This window comes from Chlamydiifrater phoenicopteri, from assembly GCF_902807005.1.
Taxonomy (GTDB): Bacteria; Chlamydiota; Chlamydiia; order Chlamydiales; family Chlamydiaceae; genus Chlamydiifrater; species Chlamydiifrater phoenicopteri.
In genome coordinates this window covers 581665-604134 of the sequence record NZ_LR777658.1, presented here as the reverse complement: position 1 = coordinate 604134, position 22470 = coordinate 581665, and the positions used below count along the sequence as shown (strand labels likewise).

Sequence of the window (22470 nt, the reverse complement as noted above, 5' to 3'; positions counted from 1 at the left end):
TCTTTAAGCTCAGCCGTTTGTTTGTTTCCAGGGTTGGTTCTTTTGAGTTCTGTTAATAATAATTGCGAGAAATTTCTAGTTGCTGAACTAAATTCTAAGAAAGAGAGTAGTTCTGAACTTTCTGAATCGTATCGCTCTACATCTGAGCAGGTTGGGTTGTTGTGGCTAAGCGGCTTTTTAGTGGCTAGTATTACCCTTTTGTCTGTTTTTCTGGTGAAAGTTGTTGGACCCAGTGTTTTTGGTGCTTCTGTGGCGGCTTTTTCGTCTATCTGCTTAGCCAGTATAGCTTCCACTCTTCTAGTTTTGTTTGTCATAGGCGCTATCCATCATTGTATAAGGAGGGTGTCTGATAATCTTTTGAGACAAAAAACAGTTTTCCCTAAGGAAGGCCCGACTTTTGTATTAAAGGAAGGGTTGTTTCTTTCTTACGAGAGAATTCTTCAGTTTTTCAACAAAATAGAGAGAGAAGGAGATCTATCAAAACAAGCTACTCTTGCTTCTCTTGTTATACAGGGGGGTGGTTTTGTAAAAAAGGAGATAAAAGAGCGCTTAGTAGATTTTCCGAAAGAATTTAGAGTGGGTATGGCTTTTCCTGCGTTCTGGAGTCATATCTTGTCTCAGAAAACTTTGTGTTTAACTTACGACAGTTCTCCAGAAATTAGATTCATGAGTCGAATTGCGAGCATAGAAGAAGAAAATATGCATGAGCTAGCTAGCGCTAAAAAAGAGGGATTTACAGGAGAGGTTTTTGAAGACAGATTCTCTAGAGAGTTGTTGTTTGTAACCTTAGGTATGTTGTCTTCTGAAGAGCTTTCTGCTTTAGAAAGTTGTTTAAGAGCTTTTGTAGGTAAAGAATGTTCTGAGGAGGACTTAGTTAAATGTTATACTGGTCTGATTTTAAGTGTTCCTAAAATTGTAGCTTTAGAGTCTGTTTTTTTAAATTGGTTGGAGATGGTTTACCCTCACATTTTGTTGTGTGAAGCTTTTAGCGAATATAAGGTTCATTTTTTGAATGGATTGATAGAAAGTGTAAACCTCCTTAAGGACCCATCCTTTGATGATATGCGTTGTTTCTCTGGGATAGTCCCTTCCTCAATAGCTTCATTTGTTGATGGAACAGATTTACGTTTTGATATTGGATCTCTAAGGGTTAGGTGGGCGGATTTTTGTTTATATGCCATGATGTATTCTCGGAATGCATGTTTTAGCAGTACTTATATTGCAAACGCAGCCAAGTTTGTAGAGTGCATAGAAAATGAGAATATGGATTTTCTTGAAGAAGTTGATTTACAAAACTTTCTTTACGATCGATGTAGCAAAGATTTTATTTCCTGTCGATATGCCCTTTGGGATCTAAAGAGTATGTGTATTAAAAATCCTCGTCTAAAAGAAAAGATAGAGGAGGGATTGGAATCTCTTCGAGAGATAGAGTGTTTGGGAGCTAGTGTCGAGGAGCTTGTGGAATTGGAACACAAGGTTTTAGGGTTGAAGTAAGTTTTTCAAAATAATAAGTATTAATTTCATTGGTGGGTAGTTTTGAGCTTAACTAATAGCGGTGGTGCGGATTTTTTTTCTGCTTTGGCAGCCATTCAAAGAGCAGGAAAGGAATATCAAACTATAGAACAACGTCTTGAACGTAAATTAGCTACAGCTAACTTGGTTGGAAGAGTATTTTTTGCTTTTTTGGCAGTTAGTTTACAGCTGTTTTCAGGTAGTCTAATTTTTCTTGGGGTCAATGCTGTACTACTAGAAGCTGTTTCTCTGGGGGCGGTTTTTATTGCTACTGTTGCTTTAGTGATGCTTCTAATAGCAACTTTAGGTGTTGCTTCTGTTAGTAGGTATAAAGGATCTCTAGAGAAGCAAGTTGAGAAAAACCAAGAATTAATAAAGCAGGAAATTCAAAGAGTAGAAGACTTAACTAATGAAGAAATAGAAAGGATAAAAGAGATAAAGCTAGAACAGAAACGTCTCGAGAGAGAACGCCTTGAGCAGGAGCGGCTTGAGCAGGAGCGGCTGAGACAAGAAAGGCTACGAGAAGAGGAAGCTAGAAGAAAAGAAGCTGCGGAAAGAGCAAGGATTGATCGTGAGAATAAGATCCGAGATTCCTTCTTATCCTCTCCAAATATTAAGTCCTTTGCGAAAGAGTCTATTACAGAGTCTCATTTACAAGAAAAATATTTAAACCCTTCCCTTACTTCAGAGATTTTTTCTAAAGAAACATCCTTGTGGTTTGCTGAAGCGAAACCCGAAGGATGTTTAGAGGGGGAGGCTGCTGTTCTTCGTAGATGCAACAGAGAGCTGCCTTTCGTTTTCCTTGGTTTTCTTTCTCTGCAAGAGATGGAAGGAATTAAAAAAATTTACGAAGGAGAGCTAGCTAAGGGGAATAAGAATTACAATGCTATATATGCGAATTGCATAAAGAGTTACCCCAGAATTGTAGCAGCGGAAGCAGCGTACATGGTTTGGCTGCATGAAGCCTTCAATTACCTGCGTAGAGCAGGAGCGGCTACTTTCCGAAAATCATCTGTGTACAAGCAAAGCTTTTTTTCTTCTCTCTGTGAATTTTTAGAAAAAGCAAAAGGTGGAGACGGTAGAGTTCTTTGTCTTTTTGAAAAATTTTCTGGATTAGTTCCTGCATGTATGGCGCTTTTCCAAGAAGATAGTTCAAAAGGAACTATGTTTTGTCCTAGGGAGGCGGCTTCCTGGAGTTGGGATGTCTTCTCTAGGAGGGTTATGGAATATAGTCATTACACCATTTGTTATGGGACGTCTATAGGAAATGGAAACGATGTGTGGGATTTTTCGAGCAGAAAAACCTCATGTAGTAAGTGGAAAGAGAAGTTTGTTGAGTTAAAGCTACGTAACTTGGCTGATACGGATTTCATCACTTCTCCAAAGGGGTTATGGGATTTGAAGGGATTATCTAGCAAAGACTCGGACTTGTCATCTAAGATAGAAGAAGGGTTGCGAGCTTTGAATGAATGCGGTTACTTAGGAGAACGAAGTGTAGCGGAGCTCCAAGATCTTGAGAGAGTCATTCTAGGGCTAAAAAAATAGGATTTTACTCATCTAAGTACCGACGATCTCCTAGCGCGCAAGACAAGGAGAATCTCTTCATGGCCTCAAAGAATATTTTAGCTTCTTCGATATCGAGGCCAATATCTTCAGAAGCGCCTAGAGAGGCTCTGCTAGGGAGTATAGCAACCCTTCGTTTCGGAGAAGAAACCAGAATGAGGCTATATACATGTTGCACGACGTTCCAAGGGATAACTCTATTCGGTCCAGACTGTTCTGTAAAGGGTTCTCCTAGTGGAGATTCTAATAGGGCTCTGAGTGTTAGGAAGGTGAGTCTAGCCAAAAATTTAATTTGGGAGTCAGAAATATACCTCTGACCTTCTTTTCTTTGATAAATAGGGCGATTTTTTAATCCAGAAAAAATTGTTTGGAGCGTTGCGGGGCTTACCTCGCAAAGAGTCCCTCCCCTAAGCACAGCAACCGTTGCATTTTCTTCCCGTTTGCTAGGAAGATATAATCCAGAAGAAGTTTCCCAGAGCTCTTTTATGGTTTGTGAAAGCGGGTGTTGTATCCCTAGAGATACAACTTTCTCTAGGCACTGGTACAAACCAGCTTGAGAGGCTGGATTTGCAACGTTAGGCAAACATATCTTGCTCCCTATACCGCATGCAGCAATAAGATAAGCGGCATGTATGCTGGTTAGGCGTTTATTTATGAAAACTTGCTTTTCTTTAAGGTTTAGTTTCACTAAAGCTTCTGCGAGCACCTCTTTTGAGGTGCATTCTAAAAATATTTCTAGCTGCTTTGTCAAAGCGCTTTTTCTTTTACCGAAGAATTGCTTTGTCCATGAACAGAGAGGGCAACTATGAAGTGTTATTTCTTTGCTGGATCTATTGGGGCAAACTATACTTGAAGAGTAGGGATGGGGAAGTTTTTCCAGGATAGTGTCTAGTAGGAAGGTTATTATTTTTAAATCGTTTTCCTGAGAAGTTTGACTTGAAGGAGGTTGAACGTCTTTGTACAAATCTTTCGGAGAAATTTTTTGTTTTTTTAGAGGCTGCTCTATTTGTTTTTGCTGAGCAACTTCTTCTTGGTCGTAGCTGCTATGTTTTAGTGTTGGAGAGCTTAGTGTAGACGTTTCCGTGAGAAGTTTCATTAATAAAGATTCTTCTTTAGAACTTGTAGTAGTCTCACGGCTAGGTGTTAGACTGAGTTGCTCTTGGAGGTTTGATTCTGATTCAGCGGCTCTTTTTCTTTGTTTTAGTAGTACAGTGGAACTGCTTCCGGAGGATTCTTCTAAATCTCTGCAAGTAGATATAACTAGTCGGTATTGTTCTTCTGTGAGGACAAGATCTTGTTCTAGTAATGTTCTCAAGGATACTTGGGAGACGGAGAGTGCTTTAGCTATAACTTCGTCGTCATGGCCTCTCTCGCTGATAGAGAATATTTGAGAGAACAGAGCGGCTCCTCTTTCGGAGATTTGTAGAAGTTGGGCTTCGGCTAATTCTTGAATAACTAAGAGATTTGCTTGGACACGGTTTTCTATGAAAGAGCTAGATGGTTGAGGAGACAGCGCTGGCGGCGGACTTCCTGCTTCGGAAGAACTAGAAATACTCATAACTTTTACAATGGTGTATTTTTGAGCCTAGAGGAGGGAGTCGCTTATAGAGGTGTCGGTAAGGCTATTACTCTTAGTAACTTGAGTTGGAGAGGATAGGGGTTGGTTGTATTTTTGGGAACAAAATTCTATGGTTAAAGTATGATTTTGCAATATGAAAGATGTCTATGAGGAGAAGAACAGGGTAGCTGTTCATTGCTTTTTCCTAGACAATACTTTCGAAGATGTTAGAGTTCAAGAAATAATAAAGAGGTGTAGTAGGCTCTTATTGGGGTAAGAGCCTATTTCTTTCGACAAAGCTTTGGAATGCAGCAAGTAGATGGACAGCCCTCTGATCAGAGAAACCTAGGTCTTCGGGAGGTGTAGGAATTTTGCATGGCAAAACGGCTAGCTTGCGTCCAGAGCTTATGGCTAAAATAAGACTAAAAATATGTTGCACCAGCTTCCATGATAGCGCAGTTCTAACTTGGAGAGACTCTGAGTGAGATTTGACTTTAGGGGACAGTAGTATAGCGTGCATGGTGTAGAAAGTAGACTTTGCTAAAAATAGGGCTTGTTCTTTTGAAATAGCGTGTCGTTGACCTCTGACGCCATTGTGATAGGTGTATTGTTCTAGATGCATGAATATGTAGGAAAGAGACTCTGGTGATACTAGGCAGAACTGCTGACCTCTTAGAACAACAAGACCTTCACGTTCTTCTAAAGAGGAAAGGTTTAATGAAGAAGAGTTCTTCCAAACCCCCAGTATACATAGTGTGGTGGCGTCATTGGTTCCCGCATCTACAATATTTTTTACAGATTCATAGATGCTCAGTTGGGATGCAGGATTTTTAGTATTAGGTAGACAAACAGAATCTCCGATTCCGCATTTGTTTATAAGTTGAGTGACTTCCAAAGAAGAAAGGTATTTCTTATCGAAAGTCCCCTTTTCTTCAAAAGAAAGTTGTTCGATAGAAGCTATTAATGTTTCTTTATTTGTATGTTTTAAGAATTCTAGTATTTGTTTTGTTAAGGAACGCTTTCCATGATACAACATTTTTACTGTCAATGAACAGGTTGCGCAAATATGTCCTCCAGAGTGTTCTTTGTCACCTTTATTAGGGCATTGTATTTGGCGAGAGCCTTTAGCATCATTCTTAATAATGGTGTCTAGCAAGAAGGCTAGAGAGCTTTTTCCTTTGTTAATTTTTTGTTGAGGGCTTGCGGGCTTTAAGGTAGGGAATGGCAACAGACAAGACCTTTCCGTTAAGGAAGTTTTTTCTAGTGGGGGGCTAGAGCTTTCAGTTTCCAAACGAGGTTTTTTTTCTGGAGTTTCGTAACTACATGAAGCTTCAGAGAAATCTTTGCATGCGGACAAAATATCGTTGTACTGCGGAGATGTCAAGGAGAGCTTGTTTTGCAGTAGGGTTTTTATAGATATATTATGGATGGTTAATGATCTAGCAATTGAGTGGTGACTGTATCCAAGAGAGAGTATGGAAGAAAATTGATCAGATAACGTTCGCTCAGTTTCCGAGGAATCAAATGGAGGCTGGTTTAATAATTTTTGGATTTCTGAAAGATTTTGCTTTATCTTGGTTTCTACTGAAGATGGGGGTAGGGGTAGCTGAGAGGAGTAGGGTGGTTGAAATTGAGAAGAGGTTGGAGAACTCATATTTGTTGCAATTTTTTTTTTTTTTTTGATGAAATGTTTTATTTTTATTAAGTTTTTTAATCCGTGTTTTTTAGGATTTTATTTCTTACGCTTCTTTTTAAAAAGAACATGTAGTCTAAAAATCATCGAACTTTGTCGTTTTACGTTGTTGATAGCTGTACGGGCAGGTTGTTAGCCAAAATAAATCTTCTGAAAGCTAAAAGTAGCGGGGGAGCTTCTTCTTCAGAGAACCCAAGATCACTCATCACTCCGGCGGAAGCTTTGGTTGGAAGGATTGCCAATTTTTTATCTGGATTTATAGCTAGTATGAGACTGAAAACATGCTGAACAAGCTTCCAAGAAAAAGCCGTTGATTCAGTTTGTTGAGTGGTTTGAGTTTGAATTCGTGGAGATTGGAGTAGGGCGTACAGAGTGTAAAAGGTTGCTTTAGCTAGGAGTTTACACTGTTCTTCGGAGATAGGTTTTCTTGGGCCTTCTCTGGTTCTTATATAGATACGCTGCTCTAATCCAGAAAAAATAGAGTACAAAGATTCTGGTGTAACGAGGCATGAGAAGCCTCCTCTGAAAACTAGGAGACCCTCTTGTTCTTCTAATGAAGAAATTGATAGTGGCGGAGAGTTTTTCCAGGTCTCTATAATACTTTTTGTTACACAATTTTCCGGACCTGCTTGGATGACTGCTTCTACGGCTTTGTAGACTCCTAGTTGGGGAACGGGGTTTCCAACACCTGGAATACATATTTCTTTTCCCAAATTGCATTCTGCCATAATCTCAGCAATTTCTAGACAAGAAAAAAAACTTTTGTCAAAGGAGCATTTTTCTTTGAAAGAGAGTTTATTTATTGCTTTTCTTAAAGTTTCTTTAGAGGTGTGCTCTAAAAGAACTCCTAATTGTGTTGTTAGAACTTGTCGTTTACTCTTTAAAAGATATTTTGTTAACGAACAAATATGACACAGGTGTTGGGATTCTTCCGAATTAAGATCTAGCGGGCACTGTACAGGAGATAGAAAGGTCCCTTCCTTTTGTTCTAAAGCTGTATCTAAAAGGAATGTGATGGCATCTATTTCTTCGGCGGGCTGTTGCAGAAAAGACTCTGTTGGAGTTGTTAAAACTTCTTCTAACCGAGTTTTTTTAGAGGGCGGTTCACTACTGCTGGAGGATTCAGATAAATCTCTACATGTAGATACAAGCTCTTCGTATTGTTGAGGTGTCAGGGGGGATTCTGTTTTCAGAAGGGAGCCCAAGGATATTTTTAGAACGGAGAAGGCTTCTGCTATAAGCTGATAATTGTGCCCTAGAAAACTTATAGAGGAAATCTGTTCAGAGAGTTCTCGTAGGGAGTTGGAAGCTTCTTGGGAGTATGTCAGTCCTAGTTTTTCTATAATTTCCAGGTTGTGTTGAATTTTTTCTTTTGTTGAGGCTGCTGGTGGTGATGGGGGAGGAGATAGAGTTCCTTCTGTAGTAGAGGATAGGGGGGAGCTCATATTTAGGGGTATTATTTATTTTGAAGGTTTTTTTAATATAATTTCTGCTGTTTTTGCTTTTATTATAATAAAAGGTGTTTTTGTTTTCATTGTTTTGTTTTTTTAAAAAAACATTTTCCTGTTTGTTAAAAATTAATTTTGTGTTTTTTTGTAAGAATGAGCTTTTATTGTTAGTAGGAAAAAAAGGGTATGTGACTTTTGCTTCTAGAGCAGGATTTTTTTCAGGAGGACCCCTCATTATAGAGTTTGTAAAAAACAGCGAACCGATGGAAAAAGGAAAATAAGAAAGAGGCTTTTTCATAAGAGAATCCGAGTTCTCCTGCGCCTTCCGAGATTTTGTTTGGTAAAACAGAAATCTTCCATCTTGTTTGTATTGATAAAAGAAGACTATAAGTGTGCACTACTGCTGACCAAGGAATTATTTTTTGTTCTCTACTGTCGCGTAGAACGAAAGGATCTCCTAAAGGAGAGTGGATTAAATTATACAGGGTGAGAAAAGTTGCTTGAGACAGAAACTTTGCCAACCAAGGGGAAATTTTTTCTCTAGGCCCACGAACCTGGTACTTTCCTTTGAAGATGCGTATCTCTAGATTAGCAAAGGTGCTGGCCAAAGATTCTTTAAGGAGCAAGCATGGGACGTTGCCTCTGGAAACAAGCAGGCTATCGGCTTCTACGCTTTCTTCGAAGGAGATAACGGGGGTTTCCCATAATGATTTTATAATCTGTGTTAAAGGATTATTTAATCCTGAGGAGGAAACTTCATCAATAGATAAATAAATCCCCAATTGAGAAACGGGGTTTGTTTGGTTGGGTAGTCCTGTGGAAGCGCCTATTCCACATTCAGCTACGATCAAGATCATTTGAATAGAACTTAAAAAACGATTCTCCACACAGCCTTTAAACATGGGTAGCATTAGAACTTCACTAAGCTTTTCCTTTGTTGTGTATTCCAAAAGTTTTTCTATTTGTTGCGTTAGAGTGTATTGTTTGGCAACAAGGAATAATTTTACTTGGATACATAAGTTACATCGATGCTTAGATTTTTTTGAGGTGTTATTAGGGCATGGCACAGGAGATGCTGGATTTTGTTTTCTTTCCCAAATAGTGTTCAGTAATAGGGGGAGAAAATCCTTTTCTGAAACACTGTTTTGCATCTGGGATAGTGCGGATAAGGTGTCATCCCTTTCAGGGGAGGCTGTGAATGATTGTTTTTCAAGTTCTTCTTCAGCTTTTCGTTTTACGCTTGTGGAGCCTGAACTGCTCCCTGAAGATTCGGACAGATCTTTGCATGTAGACAAAACAGATTGGTATTGCTCTCTAGTTAGGAAAGTGTGCGATTGCATTAAGATTTTTAAAGATATTTTGGATATTGTCAGAGCTTGAGCTAGGAGCCTACGGTTATATCCTTGTGAGCTTAAAGAAAGGATTTGAGAGCATAAAATTCGTTCTGATGCCCTTTGAAGGAAAGATGATGAAGTTAAAAGATGTATAACTTGGAGATTACTCCTGGTTTGTTCTTCTAGAGAAGGCTGCGGGGATGTTTGAGTTGCTTCTGGAGAGCTAATTTTAGAAGGACTTGGAGCGCTCATCGTAGATAATTATTGATGTTGGATAAAGTTGATAGAAATAAATGTCTACTCTTTAGTAGGAGTTCTTGTGGGTGGACATGATAATTTTTTTAAATAATGGCTCAAGTTTTTATTCGATGTTCATACGGTTTTCCCTAAGATTTTTCATTTTGTTTTGAGGAAAGACAGGTAGTTTCTTGCAGCAAAGTCTTGTAATTTTTCAAACAAAGGCGATGCTATTTCTTCGGGGAAGCCTAGTTTTTGTGTATCGCTGTGGGAAGCTTTGCTGGGAACAATGGAAACTTTCCACCTTGGGTTTATAGCGAGTATAAGGCTACACACGTGTTGGACTATTTCCCATGGGACAGCAGGTCCTTGAGGAGACGCTTTGAGATAGGGTGCGGCTGCTGAATTTTCTCTAAAAGCATGAAGAGTGATGAGGGCTGCCACGCTGTAAAATTTGAGTGTTGATGCAGGCATAAATCCTTTATTTCTGCTGGAAAGTTTTCCTCTAGATTTTTTTAGAAACACGAGTTCAACGCTAGAAAAACAAGCAGAGATTTCTGGCAGTTGAAGTAGTTTTATTTGACCTTCTGGAGAAAGTGTTGTCACTGATAGTGCTTCTTTTTCTTTGAGAGACTGTTGATAGGCAGGGGTATGTTCCCAAACGGTTTGTATGACCGTTGTTATTGGATCTTGTGGACCTGCTAGAATTATTTTTTCTATAGAGTAATACAGTCCAGTTAGAGATGCGGGATTTTGTTTTCCGGGAAGGGTCATAGCTTCTCCGATATTGCAAAATGAGATGAGATAGGCAAGATCAAGGAGAGTAAGAGCGCTTTGACTAAGTATCTTATGGATGTTTCTGTCTAGAGGTAAAATGAGAAGCGCGTTGGCTAAAGTTTCTTTGTTTGTGTGATCCAGAAGAGTTTTTAGTTGCAGTCTCATTTCCATTTTTTCTGTGCGGAAGCACTGTTTAGTTAGAAAGCACAAAGAGCAAGAATGTAATGGATTATTAGCGATGCTATTGGGGCAACGTAGAATAGGCGTTTGTATTCGGTGTTTGTTGAGGGAGATGGCCTCTATTAGAAACATAAGGGGTTTCAGAAGAGGATTAGAGGAGCTACTTGCAGGATCTTTTGCTGCAGAAGGTGCCTGCTGGGGTTGTGTGGGAGAGATGTTTAACAAAACGCTTTCTGCTGGTAGTTGTATTTCTTCTGGTATTTCAGGGGTGGTTCTAGGAGAGAGGACGCAGTTTCTTTTTGCAAAAGTTAATTGTCGTTCCGAAATTAGAGCACAGTCTTTTTCGGGAAATCTGATTTTTTCTCTAGGGCCAAAACAGAGTCTGTTCGTGGGAGCAAGTAGCGCCCATTGGCTATTGGAGGAGAGTATGAGTCCTAAGACGTGATTGATAGTTTTCCAAGGGAAAGTCTGTTTATTGGGTTGTATGCTAGAAATGTAAGGGGCTCCTTGAGGAGAGTTTTTTATTGCTAGCAGAGTGGTTAGGGTTAGTTGCGCTAGGAATGTTGCATGTGAAGAAGTGATTAGTCGATAGTTTTTTGGTCTATGTTGCGCAATGGATGTGAACGTTGGCACGAGCATAGGTATAGTTAGGGTACTAAGTTCTTGGTTTTTGCTAACAGCTGTTACTGTAGTGTCGACCTCTTCAGGAAGGGTTGTTGAATGCCACAGCTGAATGATTAGGGCTGTTAGGGGGTGAGAGATCCCCAAAGAGGCGACTTTGTGGGCTTCTTGATGTAGGTTTAGTAATCGTAGGTTAGTCTTTTTATCTGGAGTGAAGAAGGCTTCTTCTACTCCACATTCAACGATTAGTTGTGAAGATTCTAGATGCGAGAAATGAGAAATATTTTGAACGCCGCTGATTTTTTCTTCTTGGAGGAGTTTTAGAAGAGCTTTTAATACAGTTTGTTGGTTAGAGCTGTTTATCAGTTGCTTTAGTTGTAGGGTTAAGGTGGTTTTATTGTTAGAGACAACGTCCTTTGCTAGCGAACATATACTGCATAGATGCTCTGTTTCTTGTCTCTCCAATTTTTCTCTAGGGCAGAGGACTTTATGAGAGGCGATAGACTCAATGTCCTCTAAGTTCGAGATTGTTGTTAAGAGAAAGTTTAGAGCCTGTGATTGTATAGACTCTTCGTCTTTTGAGAGTTCTAGACTTGGTGTAGAGATTTCCGAAGGTTGTTGGGTTTCTTTTTCCAATTGTCCCAAATAGCTTTCGTATAGCAGACGTCGTTTCTTTATGGGGAGTGAAGATTGGACTCTTTCTTCAGCTTTTCGTTTTTCTGTCATTGTTGTTTCTCTTTCCACCTGGGAGGAAGATCCGCTTCCGGAGGCTTCAGATAGATCCATGCAGCTAGAATGTATAAGAGAAAGTTCTTCTTGAGAGAGGGTCCTATTCTCTTTTAGTAGTGTCTTAATAGATATGTTGGAAACAACCATTGCTCGAGCTATGACTTCTAAACTGAAGCCTTTGTTTTGTAGGGAGAATAGTTGATTGCACAGCGTGTTTGGTAGGTATCTCGGACCAAGTTTGGATTGGAATATTTTTTGGATCGCGTGCAGTGTTGCCTGTATTTTTTCCTCTATAGAGGTGCTGGTAGAGGGTTCTGTTTGTGTTTTTGATAAAGGTTCGGAAGATTTAGAGATAGTCATTGTTAAGTTATAAAATTATTAAAATGGATTAAAAACAAAGATAAATCTAAGCTGATTTTGAAAAATCGCTTTATTTGGTTGTTAAACTAAGTTTTAAAGGTTTTAAAAGTTTAGAGGTTCATAATATATTACAAAGTTTAGATGGATTTGCTGTTTTTAAAATTTCTTTTTGGAGAAAAGACTTTTCCCTGGTAAGAATAGCTTGTTGATTTTTGTAAATCGTTGAAGAGAAGGAAGAACATCTTCGAGCTCTTCTTGTGATAGAGATAAATCCTGAGACGCCTTGGGAGATATTTTGCTTGGTAAAACCACCACCTTTCGTAAAGGGTTAGAAGAAAGTACAAGACAAAGTACATGACGCACAACACTCCAGGGGAAAAGTAATCCCGAAGGGGAGGAGGAGAGGTAGGGAACGGCTAGTGGAGATTGTGTTAAAGCTTTTAGAGTGTAAATAGTTGTTTTAGCAAAAAACGTAGTAGTTTGTTCCGATAATTGGTAAAAAATCTTTCCCCGAACTACGTTGGCTTCTTTTTGAATAAAGTAGCGGTAAGCTATGGAAGATAAGATGGGGTGTAGATAGGGGAGATTACAGGTGGCAATAGAGCCATCTTCTTGTAGGATAGAAATAGAGGGCTCTTCATCTTCTGAGGAAGCTATTTTTGAAGATTTTTCCCATGTTTCTAAGATGGCAGATGTTAACGGATCTGTTAATCCGGAAGAGATGACTTTTTCCATATGGTAGTATAGTTCTGCCTGGGAAGCAGGATTTTTGATTCCAGGAAGGCATACGTTATCTCCCACATTACAGTTTTTTAATAAGAGAGCTATTTCGATATTCGATAAGGAGTGGCACTCTCCGAGAGCTTTTATTCCGCAGTCCGAGAATAGATGGGCTAAAGCCTTTATTAAAAGCTCCTTGGAGGTGTAAGAAAGAAATCGCTCGATTTGGGCGATAAGGGCGAGAGCCTTTCTTTGGAATACTCGTTTCGCTAAGAAGCATTGCTTGCAAATGTGATCTCGCTCTTCGGAAGTTTCGAAAGGACAATACATTATCAGAACCTGTTTGCCTTTGTTTTCTAATGCAAAATTTATGAAAAAAGATAGTGCTGAGTAAATTTGAGCAAGCGTCAAATTCTCGAAAGATCTAGAGGGTGATTCTGGCTCTTGGAAGAGTTCCGAAGTGCTTTCTGGAGATTCTACACTTTTATGTAGAGTTTTTGCTCTTCTCTTTCTAGGTGCTTCTCTTGACGGGATTTCTTCTATCCCTTCTTCCTCTTCTAGAAGTGCAGATTCTTGGATAAGGGCGCTAGCATCTCTTTTTCTTAGTTGGTGTTCTGAAGGCACTACAAGGGGTTGGTTTTTTGGTTTTTCAATATGGTTTTTGTCCACGAAGTTTTTTAATGAATGAACCAGAGAAGCTAGTTCCAGATCAGAAAATGATAGTATTTGTGTCGTTGCCTCTGTGTGCAGGCAAGGAGGGATTTCTATTTTCCAAGTAGAATTTGTGGCTAATATAATGCTATAAATGTGTTTGACTACATGTTTTTTTATAGCGGATTTTCCAGGGCTTGTTTGGATGAGATAAGGGGTTCCCAGTGGAGATCTTTTTAGAGCTTGCAAGGAACGTATCGTTGCTTTAGCGACAAAATTAACGTAGGAAGGGTGTAGAGGAAGAATCTTGTCTCTTCTTTTGCTTCGGAAAGCTCCTCGAGTCGTTAGTGAGGAAAAGAGAGGCGTCAGGTCTGAAGGGGAAAGAAGTGTTGTTTCTCCATCATCTTTTTCTATAAGAACTTTTTCTTCCCCTCCAACAATGGTTCCTGAATCCCATAATTTATTTATAGCGGAAGTTAAAGGATCCTCTAATCCGCTTTTGACAACATCTTTCATAGACTGATAAATAGTGAGGTGCTCAATAGGGCTTTTAGACCCAGAAGGGCATAATTCTTTCTCTAGGTTGCATTTTGAGGCAATATGTGCGGCTTCTAGTCGAGAGAAAGCATTCGTCTCCAGTATGGAGGGGATTTTATTTTCTTTGTGTAGAGACAGTAGAGTTCTCGCTAAGGCAGGTTTTGGTATATACAGAAGTAGAGTTTTTAGTTGTTGTATCAAGAGAGCGTTTGTTTTTGATGAGACTAAGCTGTGAGCGATTTTGCATAGAGAACATTTATGCTTTCTTCTTCCTTGCCGGCGTGGGCATGCAACAGTGAAGGCTGGGTCTGCCTCTTTACTGAGAAAAAGAGCATCTAAAGCTAGAGAAATTCTTGTTAATTTTTTCTCTTGTTCAGGAGGTGGAGATGGGGGTGTTTGTGGTAAGGTTTCTCCGATTTTTTCTCGTAATGCAGGTCTTTCTGTTGCGAAAAAGACTTGCCAAGTCTTTCTTTTTTTCAGCGGTAGAGAGAGGCTTTCTGTTGTTTGAATTCTTTGCTCCGTAAGAATTGGGAGTTCTTCAGAGCTCGGAATTTCTTGTTCGGAGACGCCCGTTTGTTCAGAAAGTTGTGGGAGAGAGAGCTCTTGACCGGGTGGAATGGAGAGAGGGGCAGAGCTTCCAGAAGCTTCTGTCAGATCTTTACAGCTTGCAAGAATTTGTTGGTATTGAGCTTCTGTCAAAGCGGTTTGTTCTTTTACGATAGTTTTTAAGAAAACTCCTGATATTGTCATGGCCTTAGCCATCAGAGAAAGGCTAAAGCCTTCGGCCTTTATAGCGAACAATTGACTGCGCAAGACTTCTCTTTCGGGATTGACATTTGGGGGAAGAGGGAAAAAAAGTGGAGAAGAGGTAAGTTCTCTAATTGTTGCTGCGTTTGCAGATATACGTTCGCTTAGTGATAAAGAAACACGGGCCTGCTTCTCTGAATAATCTACTCCAGAGGGTTTAGGGACACTCATAGCTTGATTAACCTGATGATGCTTGGGAGGTGTGTGGTATTTGAAATTAAAGGGAGAGACTGCTTAGAAAAGTCTTATTCGGTATTAATAACTTAGGGGGATTTTAGGAACAGTGCTTAAGTCGGGGAAACCTATTGGTTAGTGAATAAAAAGTAAAAAACGGGGAGAAGTGTGCCTGGGGAGGTTCTTTTTGTCAACTTTTTTGAAGAGAAATTTCTTTGTTGGTGTCAGTTGTCTTATGTGATCAGCAGGGTCTATTAATTCTTTTGACCCAAAATTTTTTGAAAGTCAGCTTTCTAAGGGGATTCTTCTACTAGGTTATTGGCAAAAGCAAAGCGAGAGAAGGCTGAGAGTAGAACAGATATGTCTCTAGAAGAAAATTCTAATTCTTTAGAGAGAACTAAAGAAGCTCTGTTTTTGGGAATAGATATTTTCCTTAGGGGATCCATGGCAAGGAAGATTCCGCATATATGTTCCAGCAAATCCCATGGGATCACGACCTTATGGGTTGGACTTGTTTGTAAAGATAAGATCAAAGCGTTCGCTGTGTAAAAAACGGCGGTGGAGATGAAGTGAATTCTTTGTTCAGAAATAGATTCTGAGAGCCACCCCCATCTAGGGTCATAAGACGATTGTTCTAATCCGCGGAACATTGTTTTTAGGGATTCTATGGAGAAGAGACAGGTCCTTTTTCCTCTAAGAACAGGCAGTTGTTCTTCTAGTTGGGATCTGGGTAAAGAGGGTGATGTTTGCCACAGTCCGATAATAGCTTGGGTAGTTGGGCTATTAATTCCGGCAGACACTACTTTAGCTACGAGAGTATAGATGTGGAGTTTTTCTGTAGGATTTTTGTTTCCGGGAAGGGAAAGTTCTTTTTCGGTTCTTGTTTCTCGAATCAGTTGAGAAACTTCTAATTGTGAGAGTGAATTTTTCGACAAAGTTTTATTTTCATTGAAGCGCAGTCTCTTCATAGCGGCGTTTAGTTTGAACTTAGGAACGTATCTTAGGAAGATTTCTATTTGTTTGATAAGGACTGTTCTTACCGGGAGAAAATTTTGTTTTGTCAGTTCGCATAAAGGGCAAGAGTGTAAAGGATCCCCTTTTTGCTCAGGGCATTGTATCTGAACAGAGGTCTTCCATCTATTTTGTTCAATAGAGTCTAAGAGAAAGGCTATGGGATCGCATTTGATTTTTTTATGTTTTAATGTTGTCGTTGTAGGGGGTGAAGGCTCTTCTAAAATTACGCGTTGCTTGGTTGTTGTTGTTGTTGTTGTTGTTGTTGTTGTTGTTGGCTCAGAGGCCGAGGGTTCTTCTAGACGAGCTCTTTTAGCGGAGGATGAACCACTTCCAGAAGCTTCTGACAAATCGGAGCAAGCAGACGAGATTAATTCAAGCTCTTCTGCTGTCAATGCTTGATTAGTTTTTAGTAGAGTTTCTACAGATATTTTTGAAACAGTAATAGCTTGAGCTATTAATTGATCCTCATATTTTTTGCTTAAAGAAATAAATTGGGATTGCAAAAGTTGCTTTGGAGGCTGGAGATTTAGAGGACTTTGTTTGATCAGCTCTTGGAAAGAAAGCAGGTTGCTTCTTATTTGTTCTCTTAGTGAACGAGAAGGAGTTGCTTCTTGCGCAGAAGTTTCGGGAGATATAGGGGAGCTCATATTTTTGTAATGGTTAATTCAGGACGGCCCGGTTCGTGAGCTTTTTCTGTTAATATTGTGGTAGTTTTGTGATTTAAAAATTATTCCATTTCTAGAATAGGTTTTAGCTTGGTTTGTATGTGGTAGAGTCTCTCTTGGTTTGAAGATACATGGTTTTGGAAAAGAGATAAAACGTTATACAATCACTTGTTGAGATTTCTAGTTGGTAGAGGATGTGGAAATAGAATTTTTTTCTGCAAAGTTTAGTAGGGCTTGGTACAGAGGTTGAGCATCTTGATCTGGGAATCCAATATCTTGTAAATCGCCTAAGGAGGCCTTATTAGGGGTGACGGATACTTTCCATCTGGGGTTAATGGATAGAATCAAACTGCATACGTGTTGGACTATTGCCCAAGAGATTGCTGCTCCAGAAGGGGTCTCTGTAATATGCTCTTTGGCTCCATCGAAGTTCATAAGAGAATACAGTGTAAATAGAGCTAAATACCCCAAAAAGTTTATCTGAGCCTGGCTCATAGGTTTTTTGTTCTTTCTCACCAGTTTCTCTCGATACAGTTGGAAATGTTGCAATTCTATATCATTGAAGCAAGCAGAGATTTCTGTTATCGTGAGAGGCTTTATGGCGCCCCCTTTTATGGTTAGTACTTTTAGGTTTTTTTTCATTCTGGCGAATGTTAGGGATTCGGTGGCTTGTAGCCATAAGTTTTTAATAAGAACTGTTGTGGGGTGATTAGGACCATCGAGAATAATTTTTTCCATGGAATAGAATAATCCTGCCAAGAGTTCAGGATTCTTTTTCCCTGGGGCGCGCATGCCTTCACCTATTTTGCATCCGAATATGATATAAGTGGTATCCAGTGGGGACAGTTTTTCTTTTTCAAACAGAGCCATTCCTGATCTACCAAACGGTAGTTTAAACATGACATTAGCTAGGGTATTTTTATCTGTGTGTTCGAGGAGAGTTTCTAGTTGAGAGACTATTTTTAATCGTTTTTGTAGAAATACCCTTTTGGCTAAGAAGCATTGCGAACATATATGGTGGAAGCTACTTGCTCTAGTGGAATTGGGACAGCGAATTTCTGGAGAGAATTTTCTCTCTTTGTTGGCTAAAACCATTTCTAGTAGAAACATGACCATTTGACGATGGAGGTTTCCTTGAGAAGGGGTGCTTGTCGATTCTGTTTCTACTACAGAAGGTTCTTCAGGGCCTTCTTGACTCTGTTGTTCAATATGGCGGCGTTTCTGTTTATGTTTGAGAGAGACTGTGGGGGGTGCCGCTGAAGTTTCTTCTACAGATTCCTGTGATTCACCAGCAGTAGGAGTGGGTTCTTGGGGTGCTGCAGAGGGTTCTTGAGGTTGAGGGGAGGCTGGGGGCGATAAAGGAGATTCTAACAGGCAGCATTCTTCCGGCAGTTCATGGATTGGGGGGTAGAGAGGAATCGTTTGTGGATGTGTTATCTGATTAACTTCCACGAATAATTGCTGATGCTTAAAAAGAAGGTCGAGAGACTCCTTGGGGAATCTGATCTCTTCTGATGGACCAGGACATAGTTTGCTGGAAGGAAGCTCGAGACGCCATTCTCCGTTGGAAGTAAATATGATTCCCAAGACGTGATTCACGGTTGTCCAAAGTAAAGCTTTTTTCCCAAAATTGGTAGTGGCTACGAAAGCCTCACTTTCTGAAGAAGCTAGTAGTGCTTGCAGGGTAGACATAATCAATTTAGCGAGAAAAGCAGAGTAGTTCAATGAGAATGGTTTGGTTACTACAGTGCCTCCAGCAAAAAATCTACGATGAAGGAGCTGAGAAATCGTTGGTTGAAAGAGTGATGTTGACAGAATGCAAACGTCTCCCTTGCTATTGATAGCAAGTACTGTTTCAGCCAAGTGTGTTAGCTTGGTTGAAGAAGACCAAAGTTGCATTACCAGCTTCGTTAAGGGGTGCGTTGTTCCCATAGATACAACACTTTTCATCATCTGGTAGAAATTTAATAATTTAGAAGAGCAAGGCCTTTCTGGGGGTAAGAATATTTCTTCAGCTTTGCACTTGACAATTAGAAAAGCTGCTTCTAAGTGTGAAAGATGGGGAGCTTCTTGTAAGTTTGGAAGTTTCTGCTCTCTCAGAAGATCTAGCATTGCTTCTAGCAGGGTTTGTTCGGTTAATTCGCCTAGAAGCATCTCTAGCTGAGTTATCATCTTCTGTCTTCCGTGGAAAATAACATTTTTTGCTAGCGAACACATATCACATAAATGGGGTTTTGATGGTTCAGATCTTCCTTTTGGACAGTCGACAAGATAGGGAGCTTTTATGCCTCTATTTTTTTTGATGGTTGTAAATAAAAACATTAGAGATTGGGTCAGGAGGCCTTCCTCTCGAATTCTTTTCGCTTCAGGATCTTCGCTTTCTGCTTCTTCCACAAGTCTAAGGGCTCTTTTCTTTATAGGTAACGAAGCTTCTTTGCCTTTTGTTGCTTCTATAGCAGCCTTTTGTTGCGAAGAGCTGCTTCCTGAAGATTCGGACAAATCAAGACAACAGGAGAGGACGGTGTAGTATTGCGCTCTTGTCATTGCGCAATGTTCTGCAATCATTGTCCTCATATAAATGCCAGAAATAGCCATAGCTTCTGCTATTAGCTTAAGGTTGTAACCATACGATTGTATAGAGAAAATCTGGCTTCGCAATATTTCTAGTTCTGTATCAAATTTCTCTGTCGGAGGAAAGAAAGGAGGAGCTTTTGTTATTTCCTGAATGAGAAGGATATTGGCCTGAATTTTATCCAATAAAGAAGCTGAGGGTTGTTGTTCCAAATGCTCTGTTCCAGAAGGCCTAGAAATGCTCATAGCTCAACTATTTTGATAATGTTTAAACAGAACTAGTTATAGGATTGTGGTAGAGTTGTCGTAGTATTTGTCTTAAGAAATAAGTCGATCTATACTTCCGTGTTCTCCTTAAGTTGTCTAAGACTCTTTTTCAGTAAAAGCCGAGGAAGTATGCATCTACGATTTTTTTGTTGCGATTTTTTTTCTTTGAGGTGGCTAGTATAAGAGTTGTTTCCTGTAGCAACTTAAAGAGTTGAGGCGATTAATTTTATTTTGGATGGGCTTGTGGCAGTTTTTACAGGTGTTAAGAATCTTTTTGTCGTTGAAATAATTACTTTTAATCCGTGAGTGGGTTTTTTATTGAAATGAACCTCTCTTTTTTGAAAATTGTTACCTATTCTTTTAAAGAGAGATGGAGCGGCTACTCATCGCTCAGTGTCATATGTGAGCCAAGGATGCTAGATCCCGATAGGAAGATATGATTTTGCAAAGCGAACCGTTGTAGGCGGCTGAAAATAAAATCGATCTCCTCTTCAGGAAAAGATAGTTCTTGAACGCCTTCAGGATGTATTTTGCTGGGCAAAACGGAAAGTTTCCATAGAGGATGGGCGGACAATATTAAGCAGAAAATATGCTCCATAACTTTCCAGGGACAGAGAAGACCAGAGGAAGACGGACGTAGAAAAGTTTTTCCTGAGGTGGATTTTTCCATAGCTCTTATTGTAAACATAGTCACTTTAGCAACAAAGTTTATGGTCGTTGTAGACAATTTAGGAAGCATTCGTGCCCGTTTGCGCTTTCCTTCGCGAACATCAAAATATCTTTGAGCCAAAGGTTCGAGTATGGGCTTTAGCAGGGGGGGATGGCAAACATGAGTACTTCCATCTTCTTTAACGACTATTGGAGGTGTTAAGAATTCTCTAGGGGAGCTTAGAACAGGGGGGGAGGACTCCCATATTTCTAGTATAGTTTTTGTTAGGGGGAATTCTATTCCGTTAAGGATAAGTTCGTTTACGGTGTAGTATAGGTCTGCTTGTGCCGCTGGATTGGATCTATCTGGCAAGCATACCTCGTCTCCTACCCCGCAGTCTCTAAGCATATAGGATAGTTCAAGATTAGAGAATGAGGTTCTCTTAGAGATTTCCGAAACAGTACCTTCAGGAAATAGGTTGAGCAAAGCCTTCAGAATGTTGGAGCTACTGGAGAACTTCAAGAAACTCTTTATCTGAGCTAAAATTTTAGCATATTTTTTTTTGTTGAGGAGTTTGAAAAGGTAGCAGGTTTGACAAGAAGTCTCAAAAGGAGAATGACTTTTTGCTTCAGGGCAATCTGGGGGAGGAGAGTCCGGAGATTCTTTTTCTAAAGCACTTAAAAGAAAAGAAATGCTTTTGATTGCCTGTTGTCTTTCTGGATCTTCCTCAGCAGCAGTTTCCATCGTTTCTCCTGTTGCTGGAATTGTGTGGTGAGTTTTATGGGTTTTTTTCTTTGGCGCACTTTCTTCGGAAGATTTTTCTGAAGGTGGAGACGAATGTTCTTCCTCGGAAACATCACTATCTTCTGAAGAGATGACTATAGGTTCAGGTACAGAAGCTTCTATTATGGGAGCGCCCTCATCAAAGAAATGGCCGCCAGCTTCAGAGAGATTGTTCATTTTAACAAATCTTTTTAGTGAAGGAAAAATTTTATGGATGCCTTCTTCAGAAAATGTCAGCAACTGTCTAGTGGAAGATGCTTTACAAAGAAGAACTTCAGGCTTCCATAAAGGATGGGAACACAGCATAACTCCGTAAACATGTTTTACGGTATTTGGGAGGAAAATTACCGGATCAGCATCTAATCTTTCAACATAGCGAGCAGCCCGACGGTGTTTTAGTAGGGCTTTTAATGAGAGAATGGTTGCTTCCGCTACGAAGCGAAGGTATTTCGGTGACAGAGAGGATTTTTGTCCCGATTTTTTGGGCATATAACATAGAGTCAAACAGGAAAAATAGGCGTGCACCGTTTCGGGGGAAAGTATTTTTATAGAACCGTTCTCTTCTTTTACAGCAATAGTTGTTGGGGTGCGTGGTACGGGACTGGGAGTTTCCCAAAGTTGCCTCAAAATTTTTGTTAGTGGATGTTGTAATCCTGTTTGTATAACGTCTTCTAGAGCTTGATATAGGGCCACTTCAGCTTTAGGATTCCTTCTCCTTGGCAAACAAATCTCATCTCCCAGGTTGCATTCATGAACAATGTAAGCAACTTCTAGTGCTGTTAGGTATCGTTTTTCATAAAGGGAAGATATACGTTTTTTTCCTATCAAGGAGAGCAAAGCGGTTGCTAAAGTTTCTCTAGAGGTAAAGAGAAGAAAGGTTCCTAGTTGTTTGATTATTTGAGAGTCGGCTTGTTTGATGATTCGTAGGGAAAGATGGCACTTTGAACAGACATGATCTCTTTGGAGCCCTCTTTGAGGACAATGAACGGGTGAGCGATCTTTGTCATTGAAGTTAATTACAGAATCCAGTAGCAGCATGATAGCTTCCTTTGATTCTTCGGGTTGGACCTTCTTGGTAACAGAGGGCTGTTGCTGTTCGGTGGAAAGCGTGGTAGATGCTGTTTGCCAGAGCTTTCTTTTCTTTAGGGGTAGAGTAGCTTCTAATACTTCCTCTGAAGTGCTGGGTTCTTGAGTCTCTTGTAATTGAGGGGCCTCCAGTTGTGCTGTTCCAGATGTACCGCTTCCTGAAGCTTCTGATAAATCATGGCATCTAGATATGAGGGCGACGTATTCACTTTCAGAAAGGGCTCGCTGCTCTTTAAGTATTAGTTTCAAGGAGATGTTAGAAATAGCTAAAGCTTCAGCAATTAAGCGGAAACTAAAGCCCTTATTTTTAACAAAATATAATTGGCTACACAAAATTCCTTCGGAACCAAGCATTTCCAAAGGATTTGTATTGATAATCTCATGAATAAACTCATAGTTAACTCTAATTCTTTCTTCCCAAGGTGCGGGGTTTTTAGAATCTGGGATAGAAGCTGCTAACTCAGAAAGTTTGGAGGTACTCATATTTGTTTTTCTTTCTAAAAATGAAGAGTAAGAAGAAATTTCTCATCGGCG

11 protein-coding genes are annotated in these 22470 nt (G+C 39.8%); 2 read left to right on the top strand and 9 right to left on the bottom strand.

From position 1 onward, the window contains the following. Nucleotides 1-42 precede the first annotated feature (42 nt). Nucleotides 43-1494, top strand: coding sequence for a hypothetical protein (locus tag KJA58_RS02580; RefSeq protein WP_213357899.1), 1452 nt, complete (start codon nucleotides 43-45; stop codon nucleotides 1492-1494). A gap of 42 nt (nucleotides 1495-1536) precedes the next feature. Continuing rightward, entirely contained in the window at nucleotides 1537-3057 is a 1521-nt protein-coding gene (locus KJA58_RS02575) for a hypothetical protein (protein WP_213357898.1), read from the top strand. 4 nt (nucleotides 3058-3061) lie between these two features. Here the strand turns inward: KJA58_RS02575 and KJA58_RS02570 are convergent, their stop codons facing one another. From KJA58_RS02570 to KJA58_RS02530, 9 genes are all read right to left on the bottom strand, one after another. Then, nucleotides 3062-4633, bottom strand: a complete 1572-nt coding sequence (locus tag KJA58_RS02570; RefSeq protein ID WP_213357897.1) for a hypothetical protein — start codon at nucleotides 4631-4633, stop codon at nucleotides 3062-3064. Between the two features lie 265 nt (nucleotides 4634-4898). Beyond that, complete coding sequence (locus KJA58_RS02565; protein WP_213357896.1) at nucleotides 4899-6287, bottom strand: hypothetical protein; 1389 nt, start codon at nucleotides 6285-6287, stop codon at nucleotides 4899-4901. Between the two features lie 140 nt (nucleotides 6288-6427). Further along, nucleotides 6428-7771 carry a hypothetical protein gene (locus KJA58_RS02560; protein ID WP_213357895.1) on the bottom strand — a complete coding sequence of 448 codons (1344 nt, stop codon included), beginning with the start codon at nucleotides 7769-7771 and terminating at the stop codon, nucleotides 6428-6430. 221 nt (nucleotides 7772-7992) lie between these two features. Continuing rightward, nucleotides 7993-9360, bottom strand: a complete 1368-nt coding sequence (locus KJA58_RS02555; RefSeq protein ID WP_213357894.1) for a hypothetical protein — start codon at nucleotides 9358-9360, stop codon at nucleotides 7993-7995. Nucleotides 9361-9504: 144 nt separating this feature from the next. Then, a complete protein-coding gene (locus KJA58_RS02550; protein ID WP_213357893.1) occupies nucleotides 9505-12012 on the bottom strand; it encodes a hypothetical protein in 2508 nt (835 codons plus the stop codon). A gap of 156 nt (nucleotides 12013-12168) precedes the next feature. Beyond that, complete coding sequence (locus tag KJA58_RS02545) at nucleotides 12169-14898, bottom strand: hypothetical protein (protein ID WP_213357892.1); 2730 nt, start codon at nucleotides 14896-14898, stop codon at nucleotides 12169-12171. 296 nt (nucleotides 14899-15194) lie between these two features. Beyond that, complete coding sequence (locus KJA58_RS02540; protein ID WP_213357891.1) at nucleotides 15195-16562, bottom strand: hypothetical protein; 1368 nt, start codon at nucleotides 16560-16562, stop codon at nucleotides 15195-15197. Between the two features lie 198 nt (nucleotides 16563-16760). Continuing rightward, a complete protein-coding gene (locus KJA58_RS02535; protein WP_213357890.1) occupies nucleotides 16761-19397 on the bottom strand; it encodes a hypothetical protein in 2637 nt (878 codons plus the stop codon). A 400-nt stretch (nucleotides 19398-19797) separates the two neighbouring features. Then, a complete protein-coding gene (locus KJA58_RS02530; protein WP_213357889.1) occupies nucleotides 19798-22419 on the bottom strand; it encodes a hypothetical protein in 2622 nt (873 codons plus the stop codon). Nucleotides 22420-22470: the final 51 nt, after the last annotated feature.

Bases quoted from the DNA above. Each gene is read 5' to 3' on its own strand.
- KJA58_RS02570 (WP_213357897.1), bottom strand. From the start codon at position 4,633: ATGAGTATTTCTAGTTCTTCCGAAGCAGGAAGTCCGCCGCCAGCGCTG.
- KJA58_RS02565 (WP_213357896.1), bottom strand. From the start codon at position 6,287: ATGAGTTCTCCAACCTCTTCTCAATTTCAACCACCCTACTCCTCTCAG.
- KJA58_RS02560 (WP_213357895.1), bottom strand. From the start codon at position 7,771: ATGAGCTCCCCCCTATCCTCTACTACAGAAGGAACTCTATCTCCTCCC.
- KJA58_RS02555 (WP_213357894.1), bottom strand. From the start codon at position 9,360: ATGAGCGCTCCAAGTCCTTCTAAAATTAGCTCTCCAGAAGCAACTCAA.
- KJA58_RS02550 (WP_213357893.1), bottom strand. From the start codon at position 12,012: ATGACTATCTCTAAATCTTCCGAACCTTTATCAAAAACACAAACAGAA.
- KJA58_RS02545 (WP_213357892.1), bottom strand. From the start codon at position 14,898: ATGAGTGTCCCTAAACCCTCTGGAGTAGATTATTCAGAGAAGCAGGCC.
- KJA58_RS02540 (WP_213357891.1), bottom strand. From the start codon at position 16,562: ATGAGCTCCCCTATATCTCCCGAAACTTCTGCGCAAGAAGCAACTCCT.
- KJA58_RS02535 (WP_213357890.1), bottom strand. From the start codon at position 19,397: ATGAGCATTTCTAGGCCTTCTGGAACAGAGCATTTGGAACAACAACCC.
- KJA58_RS02530 (WP_213357889.1), bottom strand. From the start codon at position 22,419: ATGAGTACCTCCAAACTTTCTGAGTTAGCAGCTTCTATCCCAGATTCT.